This is a genomic window from Zobellia sp. B3R18 (genome assembly GCF_018860715.1).
In the GTDB taxonomy this organism is placed as follows: domain Bacteria; phylum Bacteroidota; class Bacteroidia; order Flavobacteriales; family Flavobacteriaceae; genus Zobellia; species Zobellia russellii.
This window is the reverse complement of sequence record NZ_JAHKQG010000005.1, coordinates 63,504-82,648: the sequence shown is the minus strand read 5'-3', so window position 1 is coordinate 82,648 and position 19,145 is coordinate 63,504. Positions and strand designations below refer to the sequence as shown.

At 36.9% G+C, this 19,145-nt stretch carries 9 protein-coding genes; all 9 read right to left on the bottom strand.

What is annotated here, in order from left to right; translation table 11 throughout:
* Window positions 1-8: 8 nt before the first annotated feature.
* Window positions 9-998 carry a virulence protein RhuM/Fic/DOC family protein gene (rhuM, locus tag KO513_RS02720; protein ID WP_215912197.1) on the bottom strand — a complete coding sequence of 330 codons (990 nt, stop codon included), beginning with the start codon at window positions 996-998 and terminating at the stop codon, window positions 9-11.
* A gap of 54 nt (window positions 999-1,052) precedes the next feature.
* Entirely contained in the window at window positions 1,053-4,124 is a 3,072-nt protein-coding gene (locus KO513_RS02715) for a type I restriction endonuclease subunit R (protein WP_215912196.1), read from the bottom strand.
* A 292-nt stretch (window positions 4,125-4,416) separates the two neighbouring features.
* Window positions 4,417-6,090, bottom strand: a complete 1,674-nt coding sequence (locus KO513_RS02710; RefSeq protein WP_215912195.1) for a RagB/SusD family nutrient uptake outer membrane protein — start codon at window positions 6,088-6,090, stop codon at window positions 4,417-4,419.
* Window positions 6,091-6,097: 7 nt separating this feature from the next.
* Window positions 6,098-9,466, bottom strand: a complete 3,369-nt coding sequence (locus tag KO513_RS02705; protein ID WP_215912194.1) for a SusC/RagA family TonB-linked outer membrane protein — start codon at window positions 9,464-9,466, stop codon at window positions 6,098-6,100.
* 85 nt (window positions 9,467-9,551) lie between these two features.
* Window positions 9,552-10,154: a sigma-70 family RNA polymerase sigma factor gene (locus KO513_RS02700; protein WP_215912193.1), complete on the bottom strand. Its 603-nt coding sequence runs from the start codon at window positions 10,152-10,154 to the stop codon at window positions 9,552-9,554.
* Window positions 10,144-11,133, bottom strand: a complete 990-nt coding sequence (locus tag KO513_RS02695; protein WP_215912192.1) for a FecR family protein — start codon at window positions 11,131-11,133, stop codon at window positions 10,144-10,146. Before KO513_RS02695 ends, KO513_RS02700 begins: the two co-directional genes overlap by 11 nt.
* A gap of 374 nt (window positions 11,134-11,507) precedes the next feature.
* Entirely contained in the window at window positions 11,508-13,787 is a 2,280-nt protein-coding gene (locus tag KO513_RS02690) for a sulfatase-like hydrolase/transferase (RefSeq protein WP_215912191.1), read from the bottom strand.
* 189 nt (window positions 13,788-13,976) lie between these two features.
* A complete protein-coding gene (locus tag KO513_RS02685; RefSeq protein WP_215912190.1) occupies window positions 13,977-15,548 on the bottom strand; it encodes a RagB/SusD family nutrient uptake outer membrane protein in 1,572 nt (523 codons plus the stop codon).
* A gap of 93 nt (window positions 15,549-15,641) precedes the next feature.
* Window positions 15,642-19,073, bottom strand: coding sequence for a SusC/RagA family TonB-linked outer membrane protein (locus tag KO513_RS02680; RefSeq protein ID WP_215912189.1), 3,432 nt, complete (start codon window positions 19,071-19,073; stop codon window positions 15,642-15,644).
* Window positions 19,074-19,145: the final 72 nt, after the last annotated feature.

The window sequence follows — 19,145 nt, the reverse complement described above, 5'->3', positions numbered from 1 at the left end:
GTATTTTTTTAATTGCTATTGTTTCTGTTTAATACACTAATTACCAAACGTGTTACGGTTTGCATTTCGTCTGGTTTGCTAGATGCGATAAACAATGTTAAACTGGCTAAGGTATCGTTACTAATAATGGGTTCTTGTTGGTCATTAAAAAGCATGTTGTTTTGCTGTAAAAACTTCAAAAAGCATGCGGCTGCTATACGCTTATTACCATCAACAAACGAATGGTTTTTTACAACAAAATATAAAAGCATGGTTGCCTTTTCTTCTATGCTTGGGTAAAAATCGTCGTCTCCAAATCCTTTTGCTATTTGTGCCACAGAACTCTGGAAGCTTTTATCTTTTTCTTTTCCAAAGACATCAGAATCAAACTCCGTTAGCATTTGATTAATTATCTCCTGATAATCGTCTAAACTTGGGTAACTAGCTTCTGTTGTTGTTAGTCCTTTAGCATCTAATTCTTCATGATCATAATCATCTAACAAGCTTAAGCCTTTAGCAAAGGTTTCTAAAATTATATTATCTGAAGCCTTTTCTTCTATGGCTTTGCTTACTGTTCTAGTTAAAATATGAATCCCGTCTTTTAGTAGCTTTACTTCTTGTTCTTTTTGTGCTAATCGTTTTTCATTAAGCGCATAGCCTTTAACTAAATAATCTTTTAAAATAGCATTTGCCCATTTTCTAAAAGCAGTTCCTTTTTTAGAATTTACCCTATAACCTACGGAAAGAATTGCATCAAGATTATAAACATTTATTGTCCTTTTAACTTCTCTTTCTCCTTCTTGTTGAACTTGTGCAATTTTTGCACTAGTTGCCTCTTTATCTAATTCATTAGAACTATATATATTTCTTAAATGACGACCAATAGAAGTTCTATCGGTATCAAACAGCGCTTCAAGTTGATATTGGTCTAGCCATATAGTTTCTCCTTCTAGTTTTACATCTATTGTAATACCAGAATCTTTATCTTGATAGATTACTATTTGACTATCCTTACTCATTTACTTTTTTTTGAACTCTCGTATATTTTGCGACAATTAATATTTTAACTTCTATTAAGCAACGTAACCGTTGTGTTCATTTATGTACTCACGAACTATAATCCTATTAATGCGTTTAACATCAGCAGTTTTAATAGCAATTTTTTGTTCATTTTTAAATTGGTTAACGACTAAACGCATTACCATCCTTTCCACATAACTCTCATTCTCTAAGATTTTAGAATTTTGTGTAATCTCCTTATCTACCGCCGTCTTTAAGCCTATTAATGCATCGAACAATTTACGCTCACTATCCGTTAAAGGGTCTTTTTCCATTAATCGTTTATGAATGCGAGCATATTTGGCGTCATACTCATACTTAGCTCTAAGCAATTGGTTTTCACGCTCTAGCTTTTTAGCACTATCATATATGGCATTTAAGGCTTTGATGTTGGCTTCCATTTCTTCTTTGGTGACCTCACTAAGATTTTTCTTTTTAAAGAGTCGTTCTAATTCTTCTTTTAAAGAAATAAAGACCGGGTCTTTTTGGTCAAAGTTACCTCCTAGCATTTCACGAGTGCGCTGCAAAGTATTTTTCAACTCATCTGCCAGTACCATTTCTTCTTCCTTCACTTTTGTAAAGGCAAAAATAACATCTTCCAAAGCCGTGTTCAGAATATTGTCTGTACCTACATTATTTTCTAATGCCTCTCTTGTATTAATCAGCGCCAACCTATCATTAGTGAGCCTAGATAAAACCGCCAATTTTTTAAAATCTAGTTTCTCCAACAATTCAAAATTACCAGATAAACGAATTAAATTATATAACTCTTTGGCACTATTGAGCGCTTTGGCAATTTGGCGTATTTCGGTTCGTTCGTTTATTTCTGAAATCTGCTCCCCAAATACAGTGGCATTTTCAGTATTGAACTTAAAAAGTACATCTTTAATACCCTCTATCTCTTCTTTAATCTCACTGGCCGATTTAAATAAATCTGTATAATGCTGCATCTCATCACCAAGTTCAGTTTGCAGTTCATTAAAATAATCTTGGTTGGTCTTATCAAACTCTTTTTGAATATCGGCAAAGTCAACTACAAAGCCATATTTATGGTTCTTATAGGTTCTATTGACACGCGTAAGGGTTTGCAATAAGTTATGCGACTTTATTTTACGACCTATATAAAGCTTCTTTAAACGTTTGGCATCAAAACCCGTTAAGAGCATGTTATAAACAAATAACAAATCTAATTTTCCAACTTTAAAATCGGACACCCAATCTCTACGATCTTGCTTTGTACCAACATCATACAAAATGGTCTGGGCTTTTTTCACATCACTAGCTTCCATCTTTTTATCACCATATGATGCACGTTCCTCAGCAGCCATGTCTAAAGAGGATTCTGTGTTTTCCGCATATTTATCCTCAAATATTTCGAGCATCATTTTAGCTTGGTCGGAAGAGTCACAAACCACCATACCTCCAATTGTATTGTCGTTCATAGCAATCCTAGCTTGTTCCATATCTTTTACGATATAGTCCAACATGGGCTCCACAAACTTGTGGTGAGCGTAAACCTTGTTCTTATCTGCATTCCCCTGAAGAATTTTAATTTCCTCTAAGGTTTGTTGTAAAGTCAACTTATAGTTGGTCTCTATCTCTTCCCTAATCAAACGTAGGGTGTACCCATCTTTAATAGAAAGGTTGTAATAATATTTATGAATATAATCTCCAAAAAGGGTCTTGGAATTATATTCAGAACCCAATAATGGCGTACCGGTCAATCCTATTTTAATGGAATGAATATCTGCTAACTCTAAGTTAGCCAAGAAACTACCCTTAGGGTTATAGCTCCTATGAACTTCATCTAGAAAGAAAATGCGTTGAATACTTAAATTATAATCCGTGTTTTTGATAACATCCGGATCATCCTTAAACTTTTGAATATTCACTACCGTAATTTCCGCCTTCCCTGAATTGTTGTGTATTACTTCGGTTGACTTAATATCCTTAGAAAAGGATTCTTTTGAATCTATTTTATGGACCACTAAACCTCTAGCTGTAAACTCCCTAGATGCCTGAATCAATAAATCTAACCGGTCTACAATAAAGTAGAACTTTGGAATGACATTTTTTTTCTGATAATAATCAGTCAGGTGTTTTACATTAAAATACGCCAAAGCCGTTTTACCCGAGCCTTGTGTGTGCCAGATGATACCTTTCTTAACCCCGTTTTCCAATTTATTTTCTATAGCTTTTGTAGCAAAAAGCTGTGGATAACGCATTACATGTTTTTCCAATCCCTTTTCTTCCTCTACATAGGCGAAAGCATATTGTAAAATAAATTTTAAACGGTCCTTCTGAAAAAGTGAAGTGGATATGGAGTTGGTGGATGTATTTGGGTTTTTGTTGGATATATACTCATTAGAGTTTTTAATGCTCAATAAGTTGGTGTCCTTTAAAACAAAGTTCTCTTCCTCTTCATTTAAAGGGGTTAGTATAGTTTCTAGCTTAAAAGTTTCTTCTTCCCTAAAATAATTAAAGATTGGTTTATGATAATTAGTTGTGCTATAGAAAGCACCCTCTAACATTTGAGTATCCTCGTCGCTATATTTCATGTTGTTGGAAAACACCATGACTTGAGTGAGGTTTATAAACTTTCGGAACTTTTTATTTTGAAAACGAGTTCTCATTCGCCTATGCTCCGCTAAAATACCGTCCCTATTATTTGGTTTTTTAACCTCAATGAATACTAGAGGCATCCCATTGATCAAAAGAATGATGTCCGGCCTAAAAGACTCATCATCTTTTTGATATGGCAATTCCGTTACAACATGAAAAGTGTTGTTTTCTTCAAAATTTTCAAAGTCGATTAGCTTTATCCCTGATTGGTCTATCAATTTATGATAAAAAACACGCCCTAGATCTTCGTTCTCTAAAGAAAGAGACACTTCATCATATACTTTCTTAATCTCGTTTACAGAAAGGCCAGGATTAATTTTTGCTATCTGTTTTTCAAATATTTCAGTAAAAATATTAGTGCTTTCATCCCACCTGTTTTTCTTCAACGACAAGTACTGATAGCCCAATTGAATCAGATGTAATATAGAGGGGATTTTTACTCTAGAATCTTCGTTATGAATCATTAATTGTAACGGTCAGTTTGGAACATTAAATATAAAATAATTTATTTTGTTAAAGGTAAACCTGACACTAAAGAACGTTTTTAATGTATGTTCAAGATATGCAGAGTACTTCTCTATATATAACACTCTCCAGAATTTTAGCATCACCAATATTTACCTCTTGCAACTTATTACTTTTATTTGGGTTCCTTTTACAGGTTTCTGTAAGTGTGATATTTACTATCTAACATCAATGACAGAAAAAGCCCCACCAATAACGGTAGGGCCTTGACTATGAAACTAAACTACTTTCTTAATATCCGTTGTTTTGAGTAACTGTAGCGTCAACACCATCTATATATTCCTGTGGTATAGGCCAGTATTCATTTTTACCTTCGGTGAACGCAGCATTGGTCAAATGACTCCGCTTTGTTTTTTCAACTTCTAGATAATCATCTATTACTTCCTTGGCTATACCCCAGCGTACCAGGTTAAAGAAACGGTGTCCTTCCATGGCCAATTCCAAACGGGTTTCCAATCGTACTTTTTCCCTAGCATCAGCGGCATCTGTCCAAACCGTATCATAGGTAGCTATATTATAGTTAGCGGCATCCGCCGTACCATCTAGCGTTTTCACGTATTCTGAATTTACCGCACGTTGCCTAATCTCATTGACCAACGCACGCGCTTCTTCCAAATTACCCAATTCTACGGCAGCTTCCGCTCTCCATAGCAACACCTCAGCATAGCGAATTATGTAATAATTAAGAGCATCTACGTAAGGCCATACATTTACATGGAAAGGAGAATTTGCAGAAAGGATTCGCTTCTTAGGGCCAAAAGCGCCATAGGTTGCTAAGTCACGTGCCCAAGAATCCTCGTATAACACTTCTAAATCTTTATACGGTATTCCGGGTCGCCCTACGGTAATGTCCAGTCTTGGGTCTACATTATCCGTTTCAGCAACATCTACATTATCAACAAGAGGTAGTCCGTCGGAGTCCGTTTTGAACGTATTAACCAAATTCTGCGACGGACGGTGAAACCCATATTGAGAATAAAAAGGGCCACCGGGCGCTGTTAAACGGTCTCCAATGCTTCCATTATAATTATTGGCCTGACCATCATTAACCGAATATTGTACTGCAAAAATCACTTCTTTCCCATTGTCGTTTTCAGGAAGAAAAACTTGCTGAAAATCATCCATAAGGCCGTAGTTGCCACCCATTACCAATGTGGTAGCATCATAAGCATCTTGCCACTTTTCCTGAAAAAGATAGGTTTTCGCCAAGTAGGCCATAGCCGCCAATTTTGTTGGTCGCCCCACTTCTTCTTGCATATCCGGAAGCACATCATAAGCCGCTTGAAAATCATCCTCAATTTTACCCCATAATTCTTCCGAAGTAAATTCTGTATTGGATCTGGCATAATCTTCAACCATTTGTGCGGTTTCATCTATATAAGGAATCTGGTTATAGATTTTCTTAAGTTCAAAGTAATAATGACCTCTTAAGAATCGTAATTCAGCTCTACGTTGCTCTTTTAAGTTGGCATCATAACCTTCAGATGCATCTAATAAGGTAATAGCTTCATTGGTTCTTTTTACTCCTTCATACAGGGCCATCCATTTACGCTCCACGTCATAAGTTACAGAATTGGTACTGTATAATTCCATTTGATGGATTTGATTCTGGTCTCCAGTTCCACCTCCGCCTTTATAAGCATCGTCCGAAACCACATCGCCAAAACTCCAATTAGAGGCCGGGGAATTGTAGGCGTTACTAGCACCATCTATCTGCCCATTTAAGACGCTATAGGCAGAAATAATGACCTTCTCTACATTTTCTACCGAGGTTAATTCGGACGGAGGTACTTCTCCAAAGGTTACCTCTTCCAAATAGTCATCGGAACAAGAACCTAGTATCATTAGTGCCGTGGCCGTAAAGACCACAACTAATTTTGAATTTTTCTTTATAAAATTTTTCATGGTTTTCTTAAAGTTTTAGGTTACATCCAATAACAAAAGTTCTACTTGGCGGGTATAGTCCCCTATCTACACCAATATCAAGGTTTCTGTTACTTCCAGAATAATTTTGAAGTCCCACTTGTGGGTTCATACCGGAATAGTTGGTAATCGTAAAGACATTACTGGCTTGGGCATAAAGCCTAAGGGAAACACCGCCCAATAAATCCGGGTTAAAATTGTATCCTAGTTGCAAATTGGTAAGCCTAACAAAAGACCCGTCTTCTACATAGTAGGAAGAAGGACGTATATTGTTATTAGGGTCATCTGAAGATAAACGTGGAATACTGCTGTCCGTATTTGTCTGGGACCATGCATCCAGCAAGACATCTTCTTTATTATACGCACCTTGGTTAAAGAAATGATTTTTATACTTAGTAAAGTTGTAGGTGTCATTTCCAAAACTTCCGTTGAAGAACATTCCCAAGTCAAACTTCTTATAATTAAACTGAAGGTTAAGCCCCAACATGATATCCGCATGGGGAGAACCAATAAAAGTTCTATCATCCGTATCTACGTCACCATCACCATCTACATCTTTAAATCTAATATCACCAGGGTTGGCATCTGGCTGGAGCCCATAACTATCTATCTCTTCCTGACTTTGAAACAAGCCTTCTGCCACATGACCGTAAAAGGAAGCAATTGGCTGACCTACCGCACTTCTTGAAATTTCCTGATCAAAGTTTACACTGTGTAGAGACGAACTTGGTATACCTAAATAATCCGAAGTATTTAATTCTGTTAGTTCATTTTTAGCACCTGTAAGGTTCAGTCCTATTTGGTAGCCCAACTCCCCTACGCTATCTACATAGTCAATGTTCAATTCAAAACCTGTGTTTTTCATCTTACCATCGTTTACCCATTGGCCATCATTGGTACCACCATACGTTAAGGGCACGGTATTGTAAACTAGAATATCATTGGTATTCTTTACGTAATAATCTGCAGTAATATTCAAGCGGTCTTCCAAAAGACCTAAGTCCATACCCAATGAAGTCTGAGTGGTGGTTTCCCATTTCAAATCCGGATTTGCAATACGCGATTGGGTGAGCCCTGTGTAAACTGACTCTTGAGCACCGTCTATAGCATAATTAGAGTTTGCATTATTACTCCTATAACTGTTTACCGTAGCATAATTAGAAATTTCCTGGTTACCGGTCTGTCCCCAGCTACCCCTCAATAACAATGATGATATTGCACCGTCTGTGCTGAAGAAATCTTCACGATCTAAACGCCATCCCAATGAAAAGGCAGGGAATGTTCCCCATTTGTTATCTTCATTAAACCTAGAGCTACCATCACGTCTTACCGTTGCCGTAAACAAGTACCTTTCATCAAAATTATAGTTCACCCTTCCGAAATACGAGTTCAGGGACCAACCGGAAGCTCCTCCCGAATTCAACATATTTTCCGTGCCAAAACTTAAATACCTGAAGTTTTCATCTTCGTATAGAAATTCACTTACCTCTGCACTAAAACCTTCATAGTGATATTCTATAGCTTCTTGTCCTAAAAGAGCATCTACGCTATGGTCTCCAAATCGCTTTTTATAATTTAACGTGTTGGAAAAAGAAAATTGATAGTTGAAGCTATTGGAAGCGGATAAAGAGTTGGTGTTATTAATGGCTAGGATTTCATTAAAAGTTGGAGAAAAGCTTCTTAAATTATAATTTTGATAGTCTAGCCCTACAACCGTTTTAAAGGTGAAATCCTTAACATACAAGTTGGCATAAACATTACCCAAAGCCTGTACCCTTTTCTGTTTATTGTCCCTATTCCTGTACAACTGCCCCATAGGGTTATTGCTGTCATTAATAGGGTTACCAGCATATTCTCCATTTATATCCTTTACAGGAACGATAGACGGGAATTGCATAGCGGTAAGAATGATACTTCCTAAAGCACTATTTGTACCTACTGAAACCTGCTCTTTGTAATTTGCAGTAAAGTTTTCACCTACAGTTAAAAACTCGCCAATATTGTATGATGAATTGAACCTAGCGGAATACCTTTCAAAACCTGTATATTTAATAAGTCCTTCTTGATTGAAGTATCCAATAGAAAACATATGTTGCCCTTTAGAATCCCCTTTGGACAATGAAAGATTGTACGACTGTACTGCGGCGGTTTGCAAAATTTCATCTACCCAATCTACATCTGCACTGGGTATAGTCTGTTCCGCGTTCAGCCACTCCGGAATAACTGCTTGTGTAGGGTCGTCACCATAAATATCGTTAGAAGGTGTGCCCCCATCGTTTATCGTAGCCTGCCATAATAAATCTCCATATTGTTGGGCGTTGAGCATTCTGGGCATATTATAGCTAGATTGTAAACCTGCGTAACTATCAAAATTAACCGCGTAGCCACTCTCTGTTTCAGTACCTTTTTTGGTAGTAATAATTACGACCCCATTGGCCGCCCTTGAACCATAAATGGATGATGAGGCTGCATCTTTCAATACTTGAATACTTTCAATATCGGTAGGATTGACTCCATTTAATCCGTTGGAAGCCGGAACACCGTCTATAATTACTAAAGGGTCATTACTGTTTATGGTACTGAACCCCCTTACACGAATAGACGTTCCCCCTCCGGGTGAATTATCGCTCATAATCTGTACACCGGGAAGTCTTCCATCCAACATTTCAACCACATTGGATTTAGGTTGTGTATTAATTTCCGCCGGTGAAATAGAGGCGATAGCGCCCGTAATATTTTTTCTGGATTCCGTTCCGTAGCCCACTACGATTATCTCTTCCAATTGCGAGGCGCTTTCCAATAAAGTAATGGTAACCGTCTCCTGCCCTTCTATATTGATGTCCTGACGTTTATAACCAATATAAGTAACACTAAGCGTAGTCAGATTGGAAGGGATTTCAATAATGAAATTTCCATCAAAATCGGAGACCGAACCGTACTCCGTTCCTTCTACAAAGACATTTGCTCCCGGTATCGGTACGCCGGCTTCATCAATAATAGTTCCGGACACTTTACGTTTTTCTTGAATAAACTTTACAAGAACGCCCTGTTCTGTAATTTTAAAATTTACGTTAGCTTTTCCCTTTAGTTCTTTAAGAACATCTTCCAGATTTGCTTTGTTTACATCTATACTTATACGCTGCTTTAAATATTGAGCATCCGCAGCATAAATGAATTTTGTCCCGGTTTGGCTTTCTATCAGCTCAAATACTTTTTCTAAGGAAACACTCTTAAGGTTTAAATTAATAGTATACTGTTTTTGTGTTATTACGACAGGGGTCACGGATAATGGAATCCCCTTTCCCATACTTAGTAAGGGCAGGCATAACATTAATGCCAATAGATTATTTTTTTTCATTTGTCAGTCAAGCTTTAAATATTGGTTCTCAAAAGATTTTTGGTAGTTCTGATTTCTTAGTGGTTACATAATTTTCATTGGGGTTTTAAGTAGGATTAACATTGCTTCTTTTCATTACCAGATTTCGTATAATTTTTAAGGCATGGGCCATATGATTTTCTACGGTCTTGATTGAAATGCCCAAGATTTCCGATATCTCTTTGTATTTAAGTCCGTCTAGACGGCTCATTTCAAAAACTTGTCTTGATTTTTCAGGAACTTGATTTAGTATTTTTTCGATTTTACGACCGAAGATTTCCCTTTCCTCTTGATCTATGATCTGTTGCTCAATACTAGGACTGGAAATATGCCTGTTTTCTTCTCCGGGGCTCAATGGACGTACTAAGTTTGCCGTTGTAACGGAAGCCAATAATTTGTTCTTTACCACCACGTATAGATAGGGCTTGGGATTTCTAATTTCCAGAAGATGCTTTCCGCTGTTCCAAAGCTGAAAGAATACATCCGATACCGTTTCTTCAACAATATCCAGTTCATTGATGTAGGTAAATCCAAAGCGACAAAGACTTTCATAATACCTATGGAAAATAGTCTCCAAAGCGGCCTTATCCCTTTCTTCTATCAAACGAAACAGTTCCAAATCGGACAACTGCTGAAGACACATAGGGCTCTTGTAGGGTTTATTCTTCATCGTTAGGGGATATTGAAAATTTCTTATCGGCTACAGGGAGTATTTTTACATCGGCAATAAACTCCAAGGTTTGGATGAAATTGGTCAAACTTTGATTTTCAAAAGCACCACTGATTACTTTGTGAGCTACTAGACTATCATTAAGGACAAATTCAACTCCGTAAAATGCATTGATACGGCTTAGAGCGTCATTTAAAGGCTGTTCATTTAAAACAAGTATATTATCTTTCCATGCCGTTTTTTCATTGACGTCAAAACTCCGTTTAACCACCTCTCCAGAACAATTATTCCAAATAAGTTCTTCTCTTGGTAACAGCTGTATTTTATCTCCAGAAGCTTCCAAAGTCACCTGTACCTTTCCACTTTCTAGGGAAACCGTATTGGTTTCACCGTTATCATTTACGTTGAATTTGGTTCCCAATACTTCAATAACGAATCCGTTTGCCGTTACCGCAAAAGGTCTGTCTATATCTTTGGCAACATCAAAATAGGCTTCTCCTTCTACCCACACTTTACGGATTTCATCAGAGAAAACTTCTGGATATTTTAATTGCGCTCCAGAATTAAGGGTTATTATGGAGTGGTCTGGAAGTTCTACTTGTTTTCGCTCTCCGTTAGAGGCGATAATATGATTGGTATACCTAGATTTTCTAGTTGTAGCAGAAACTGTGAATAATATAAAACCTAGCAAAATGACCGCTGCTATAGGCAATAATGTCTTTACTTTTCTATTCCTCCAGAATCCTTTAGTCTGTGACTTAGTTTCTATTTTAGCCTTTAGACGTTCTTCATACTCATCCTTTTTCAGAGGTAGGGATGATTTAGGATAACTATTCCACAACAACTTATAATCCTTATAGGTTTCATTTGCTTCATCGTCTAATAAGAGCTTTACCTCAAACATGGATTGCTCCTGATTACTCGTCATTTCTCCGGAAAGGCTTCTAGCAGATTCAATATCCTCATTCGATATTTGCATGGTCTGTTGTTTACCTCTATGAGAGTGAAAAGGTAGTATTACCCCTAGACCGCAATGTCACGAAAATGCAAAAAGTCGATTAACTTAATGTTAACCGACTTTTTGTTGGTAGTAATTCAATCGTTTATTTATAGTTCAATTTAATAAGATTCTGTTTACCAAAAAGAGCAACAGTTTCCTGTTGCTCTTTTAACTACTCAACTAACTAAACTAATTTATACATCCTATATGTACCTTTTATTTAGATACAAAACCAATCTTTCCGTTCTAATTTATTCCGAATAAATCCTCAATTTTAAGCAACTTCGCTATACGTTATGTATGAAACCAGAGAATTTAAACACTAATATTCATTACTTAGGGTAAGTTCAGTATCACATAGTATATGGCCTTAGGTTTACCCTTAACAAACAATTATCTGTGGTAACAAATAGATGCCGTCCATCATCACTGAATTCACAATTGGTAGCCTTTTCACCCGTTTTGATTGTTCCCAGATGTTTACCATTTGACGAAAGTATTAATACCCCATCTGAGGCCACTATAAAAATGTTTCCCTCTTTGTCAACCTTTATTCCACCCAAAGATTGTTTGTTTGCAGTGGCTTTCCGCAATTTAGTTGCGTCAAAAAATATTCTTTTATTTTCTATAATACCATCCTTCACAATATCATAAGCAAACACTTTAGGTTGATTGACTTCTGAATCTGCTATATATAAGATTTTGTTATCATTGGATAGGGCTATACCGTTTGGAGCTTTAATAGATTTGTCCAAAAGTCTCAGTTCTCCATCTTTTGAGAAAAAGTAGACTCCATTGAAGCCTATCATACTTTTTTCGTCTACCGAACCAAAAGGGAAGTCCGTAAAATACAGATTACCTTTCTTATCATAAATCAAATCATTGGGAGAATTGAATTTCTTTCCGTTATATCCAGTTATCAAAGGCTCAAACTGGGGGTTTAAGGAATCCTTTAAACTTATAAGTCTACTAATTACATGATTTCCCTTTTTACTTAAAACCAAGTTTCCATTTAAATCAAAAGTTAAACTCTTTGACCCCATTCCTTTGTAATCTCTTCCCTCATCCATATGTTCCGAGGGTTTCAGATAGAGGCTCAACCCATCCAAATCATTCCATTGGTAAATTTTGTTCTCTGGAACATCGGAGAAAAGAAGTTTTTGACCATTTGACATCCAGATAGGCCCATCGGCCCTATTAAAGCCTTCGGCTACCAAATCAATTCGTGCGTGTGCAGTAACAACAGTATTTAATCCGGGATCAAGACGCTCTATAGAACCGTAAGTCGGATATTTTTTAAGGGAATCTATAATTACCTCAAACTTATCTCTAATCCTTCTTTCATTCGAGGAAAGGGTGGTAGCAGTTAATATTTTTTTTTCAAAAACATCACTAGCCGTTTCATAAAACCTACCATCTCCGTATAATTTATATTTATCGTTAAATACAAACTCTGCATCTGCAAACTGATCTTTGTCCCATCCCGGTTTAGGGTTGTAGCTCATATATACCCAATCCCTTCGATTTGATGGCCGTCCCTTCAAAACAGAGAGAAAACTTTGTCCATCAGTATGAAAATTTTCGGGTATAGGTGCTTGTGCTACCTCTAGAATGGTAGGCAAGAAGTCTATAGCATCAATAAATTCATTGGAAACTGAACCAGCAGCAATGTGCTCAGGCCAGTTTGCTATAAAAGGAACCTTTACTCCCGCTTCGGTAGTCAAACCTTTACCTCCTTGAATAGTTTTATTACCAATTTTGGAATAAATACTCTGAGGAGTACCATTATCGGAATAAAAGAGAATAAGAGTATTTTCTCGTAAACCGTTCTTTTCTAAATTAGTAATAATATCACCGATAATTTTGTCTGCATATTCTACCATATCCCTGAAATACATGACGTTATCATCATGTCTTTTTGTTGGATCCTTCCAATCTTCACTTTGTGGAGTTGGAGTAAAGGGGCCATGTGTAAGTGCCATGGGATAATAAACGAAAAAAGGCTTGTTACGTGGTCTTCCCACATATTCATTTAAGTAAGCAGAAAAAATATCCGGACCATATTTACCTTTAGTATCCGATAAAAATTTACCATTCTGGAAAATCGTTGGGTCCGCGTACCGAGACCCCTTATCCTCTGTATGAGCGGTATGCCACAAACTATATTCGTCAAAACCTGCCTTGTCAACTTTCATACCTGTGCCTCGCCTGTATTTGCTACCAGGATATTCTGGAGGGTCATAGCTCTGTAATTGCCACTTACCTACAATACAAGTTGCATAACCTGCATCTTGCATTAAATGTCCAAATGTTTTTTCATTAGGATCAAGAATTCCGAAGGCCTCCCAATTACGGAAATTATATTTTCCTGTCATTAGTTTTACTCTGGTGGGGGCACAAAGTGGTTGAGCATAAGCTTGATTAAACTGCATTCCTGACACCGCCATCTTATCTATATTCGGAGTGTTATACGAAGTCCCACCGTAGTTACCAATACCCTCATAACCAAGGTCATCCATCATGATAAGAATAATATTAGGACGATTTTTAGAGGGGTTTTGGGCCGCCAATTTCCCGAAGCAAGTACTCAATAACAACCATATATATATAAAATAATTCGAACGAATTTTCATATTTATTTACTTTAGTAAACATTGTTTAATAGAATGTGATATAGAGATTTAACACCTGGCACTTTCTTTTCCTGACCAGCTGAATATCATAATAGATTTTAAGTATTGGTATTCAGGATATTCCAGCTCCCTTTCTTATACAACAGGTGTTCTGATTAAGAATTTCACTCCTAAGTTCATTTTTAGAGCCTACCGATATCCATTATTAGTAGGGTCTGAATTTAATAGATTAGGATTCAATAATATTTCAGTTAATGGAATAGGCAACTTCACATGATGTGGCTGAATATTATCTGCTGGATTGTTCCAGTTTTGTTGCTCAGTAGACTTTACAACATCCAGTAAAATACCCCATCTAATTAAATCCATCTTTCGTTGACCTTCTGCAGAAAGCTCAAACTTACGCTCGTCATACATAGATTCCCTAAACTCCATTTGACTCATACCTGTCCATGGCATATCTGGGTCAAACGCTCGCTCACGAACCCTATTTACATACTGAAAAGCATTGGCGGGACCATTAAGTTCATTTTCCGCTTCAGCAGCCATAAGATATACATCTGCCAATCGAAAGACCACATAATTCTCGGGATGGTTATTTCTTGGAGAAGAAACTATATTCAAGTTCCAATTTTTTCTAAAATAAGCACTGTTAAGCTCAAATCCCAAATACTCCTTTACAACAGTTACATCGTACCGTAAATCTCCCTCTTCCCAATTATTTTTATTTGCCAATTCAGGCATTACAACAGCCCAACCAAAACCTGTCATATCTTCTCCACGCTCGGCCATGACACCTTTAAATATTTCCCACCTCTGTGGGGTTCCTGGACCATCAGGACGTTGGGTTCTATCCTTCGGCTCATCTCTCAAACGTGGATTGTAGTCATCTGTATGAAGGAAACTACCTCCAGCACTGGGCAACGGGTCCTTTGTAAAATCAATAACAAAAATTTGCTCATCGTTAAATTGATTTGCTATCTCAGATTGATTAAAAACATCGGCATAATTATCCAATAATCTGTGCGGAGAATCATTAATTACTTTTAGACATTCTTCTTTGGCAGATGCCCATTCCTTATCGTAAAGGTGAAATTTTGCTTTTAACGTAGCTGCAGCCCATTTACTAGCCCTTCCCAAATCCTTTCCTGAATAGGTGCTTGGCAATAAGTCAAACGCACGCTTCAAGTCAGCCTTCATATCTGTACGAATCGTAGTTTTGTCGGTTCGTTCTAAAGTTCTTAATTCATCCAGTGACAATAACTCCCTAAAATAGGGTGCATCTCCCCAAAGATTGGTTAAATGATAATAAGCAAAAGCTCTCATGAACAGTGCTTCTCCTAGAGTTTGGGTTTTTATGTTTTCACTCAATGCTTCATTTTCCTCAATATTAACTATACATAAATTACTGTTCCTTACGATTTCATAAAGCGAAGCCCAGACTTCCCCTAAATCATCTTGATCAGCAATAACACCTTCTGCAATAAGATAATTATATATTACACCGTTAATATTCCTACCGGGACCAACTTCATCTGCTCCGTATAAATTATAATTATCCAAGCCTCTTCGCCCGTACAATGCTTCGTCATGCCAAACTCTGTACAGACCATTTACAGCCAATAATGCTTCAGAATCATTACTAAAAAAGGTGTTTGTAGGTATTTTATCTCTTAAATCTTCTTCCAAAAAGTTTTCACACCCTGAAAGAATCAAAAGGCCAATTGAAAGGAAACCTATGATTTTTATTATTTTTCTCATCTTGTGTTATTTAATTATTTAATTGAAGTAAGATGTAGTTCTAAATGATTGTTTTGATTGATACATATACATCTCGACAATCTCAGTTTTTAATCAAAAATTGATCTTTACACCTAAAGTGATTGTTCTTGCATAAGGATATGATGGAAATGCAAATCCCTGAGATACTGAATCAAATCCACTACCCGCGGTAAAGTTGTTTACTTCAGGGTCACCCATCCTAAATTTGGAGAATAGCAAAAGATTGGTGCCGGAAACATATACATTAAGACGGCTAAAAATATTGTCCAAATGCGCATTTTCCAAAGGAATATCATATCCCAATGAAACCGATTTTAACCTTAAAAAAGAACCATCTTCAATGTTAACTGTACTGTTAGGATTATACAAACTCGTTGATGTGCCTGCTCTTGGAATATCTGAAGTTTCATTTACCCCTTCAATATACCTTCCGAGCACGATTGGATCTAAATTATGATCGCCCCTTCCATAAAAGGAAGATTGAGTTCTTATATTGAAAATATCACTCCCGTATTGTCCTTGGAAAAAAATGTCCAATGAAAGTCCTTTATATGTAAAAGTATTTCTAATACCACCAAAAAAATCCGGTTGGGGGCTACCCGTAACTATATAGTCCTCTTGGTTAATAGTACCGTTGCCATCCACATCTCGGAACCTAGGACTACCTAAAAATACTTGTCCAACCAAATTATCGTCCACGATTTCTTGAGGATCCTTATATGTTCCCAAATACTCAGCTCCTACAAATACTGGCATAGGCTGGCCTACAATAATACGCCCTGAAGGACCTCCTCGAGTTCCAGTAGCTTGTAAATTGATGTATTCTTCATCACCAAGATCAAGAACTTCACTTTTGTTAGTAGATAGTGTGATAGACGTGTCCCATTCAAAATTATCCTTACTTACATTAAGGGTGTTCAGCGAAAATTCAAACCCTCTGTTCTGAACGGACCCTACATTTTTTAACTGTCGCTCTCCTGCTGTAGTAGGTAAAGCCGAAAAGAGTAAAAGATCTTCAGTTGTTTTCTGGTAATAGTCCGCCTCAAAAGTTACGCGGTTACTCCACAATCCGAGTTCAAAACCAATATCTAATTGCTTAGTGGTTTCCCATTTAAGTCCCTCAGATGCTGGTGTACCCAAAAGAACTGCTCCAACAAGATTCTCGTTAAAATAGGTGTTCTGCGGATTCAACAGATTAAAAGAATTATATGGCGCGACCCCTTGCTCTCCAATTATTCCATAACTCCCCCTAACTTTTAATAAACTAATGGACTCAGCATTTTCCATAAAACCTTCTTTATCCATGTTCCAAGCACCTCCAACTGATGGAAAAAAGGCCCATTTATTACCAGTTTCGAAAACCGAAGACCCATCTTTCCTCCCTACTAGAGTAAGAATATATCGATCATCAAAATTATAACTAACACGTCCCAAGAAAGACGCTAAAGTTCTTTGTAGATAAGTAGAGGTTATATCGTAAGTGGAGGCATTGGAACCTGTCTGAAGAGAATTGTATTTTACAGCGTCATTGGGGTACCCTTCGGCCGAAGCATTGGCTCCTTCAGAAGTATCCTTTTGCCAAGTAAACCCACCTAAGAATTTTAAAGAGTGCTTGCCGAAAGTTTTATTATAGGTAAAAGTATTTTCGTTTAATAAACTTTGGCTTTGATTTTGGTTTACTTGAGCAAACCCACCAATAGCGTTATCTGCAACCCTTGCCGGGTCAAAGGCAGAGAAATAGGAGTTGTTTTTAAAATAATTCAACTCTGCCCCAAGGGTAGTTTTAAACTTAAAATCTTTAAATATTTCGTATTCCAAATAAGTATTTGCTACAACATTAGTAACCAAATCATGGTCATCTCTTAAATCAACATCAGCAATAGGATTTCGCTGTGAATAACTGCTTATTGGGTTAGTTCCTGTTAGTTTCCCGTTTTCATCATAGACCGTCCTAACAGGCAAAACGCTATGTATAATTCCCTGGAAATCAACTTTGTTATTTTCAATTTTAAATCTAGAAAGATTTAGTCTAACTCCGATTTTTAAGTCATCAGATAAATTAACATCCAAATTTGTTCGCATAGTCACTCTTTCTAATCCAGAGCCTTTTAAAATTCCCTCTTGATTAAAATAGTTCATGGAAATATAATAATTGGTCTTCTCTCCTCTACCTGTAATTGATAGGTCTGTATTATTTATAGTCCCCATTTGGGTTATAAGCTCCAACCAATCTGTATTGGGCGTAGTTTCCGAATTATAATATAATGGCAAGCTAGTATCCCTCATTCCAATCGGCACGTTTATCCCATTCACATCTATTCCTGGGCCTGGAACGAATTGACCGGATTCATTAATATAATCCACATAATCTTCACCATCAAGAAGATTAATTTTATTCGCTAACACCTGTGTAGCTTGATAATGATTAATAGAGATTATGGGTTTTCCTGCTGGTAATTTAGCACCATTCTTTGTGGTCACCAAAATAACACCAGAAGCTCCCCTAGTACCATATATTGCTAATGCAGTAGCATCTTTGAGGATATCAACAGATTCAATATCATTTACATTAATATTATTCAAATTAAAGTTATTACCAGCAATAAATCCGTCAACAACGTATAGAGGATTATTATTTCCGTTTATTGAATTTTGTCCTCTAATTCGAATAGTTGAAGCAGCTCCGGGAGCACCATTGTTTGAAGTTACATTTACCCCAGCGGCACGTCCTTGAAGGGCTTGGTCCAATCTAGCTACAGGCTGATTTTCCAAAGCATCTGATTTTATGGAAGCCACAGCGGAAACTAAATCCTTCTTAGTAGCCGTACCGTAACCAATTACAACTACTTCATCTAATTTTGCAGAATCTTCATAAAGTTTTATTCGAATATCAGATTTACCTTCGAGTTGGACTTCTAAAGTAGTAAAACCAATATAGGATACAATCAATATAGCATTCTCATCATCTACAGAAACGGAAAAGTTACCATCAAAATCTGTGGTAGTACCATTTGCTGTACCCTTTACAACAATACTGGCTCCTGGCAATGGTTGACCATTAGTATCGGTAACCATTCCGGACACTACTCTTTGCTCCTCCTTATTATGATAGATATTCCCTTTTGAGGCACCATTCAGCATCATACGTTCTTTAAGGAATATCTGTTTATCCAACACCCGATGTACAGTCCTTGTATTACCGAAGATTCTTTTTAGAATTACAGGAACTGTTTCTTTATTGGCTTTTACACTAACTATTCGATTTAAATCAACATCTTTGATTTGGTATACAAAATGAAACTCAGTTTGACTTTCAATTTCATCTATAATTCTTTCCACCGATACATTGTTGAGGTCCAGTGTAATCTTGGTAACCTGTGAATACGATGTTTTTGCCTGCATGGTAAATAATACCATAAACATGAACAACATACTGATTTTCATCTTCAAATTGAGTTTAAGCAATGGGAGTCCCCTTCTTGTTTGGTCAAGAAATTTTTTCATACTTTTAAAGTGTTTGATTGTGGTTATACAATTTGGTTAATCACTTCTACGAATCGGGAAATGGTGACGCAT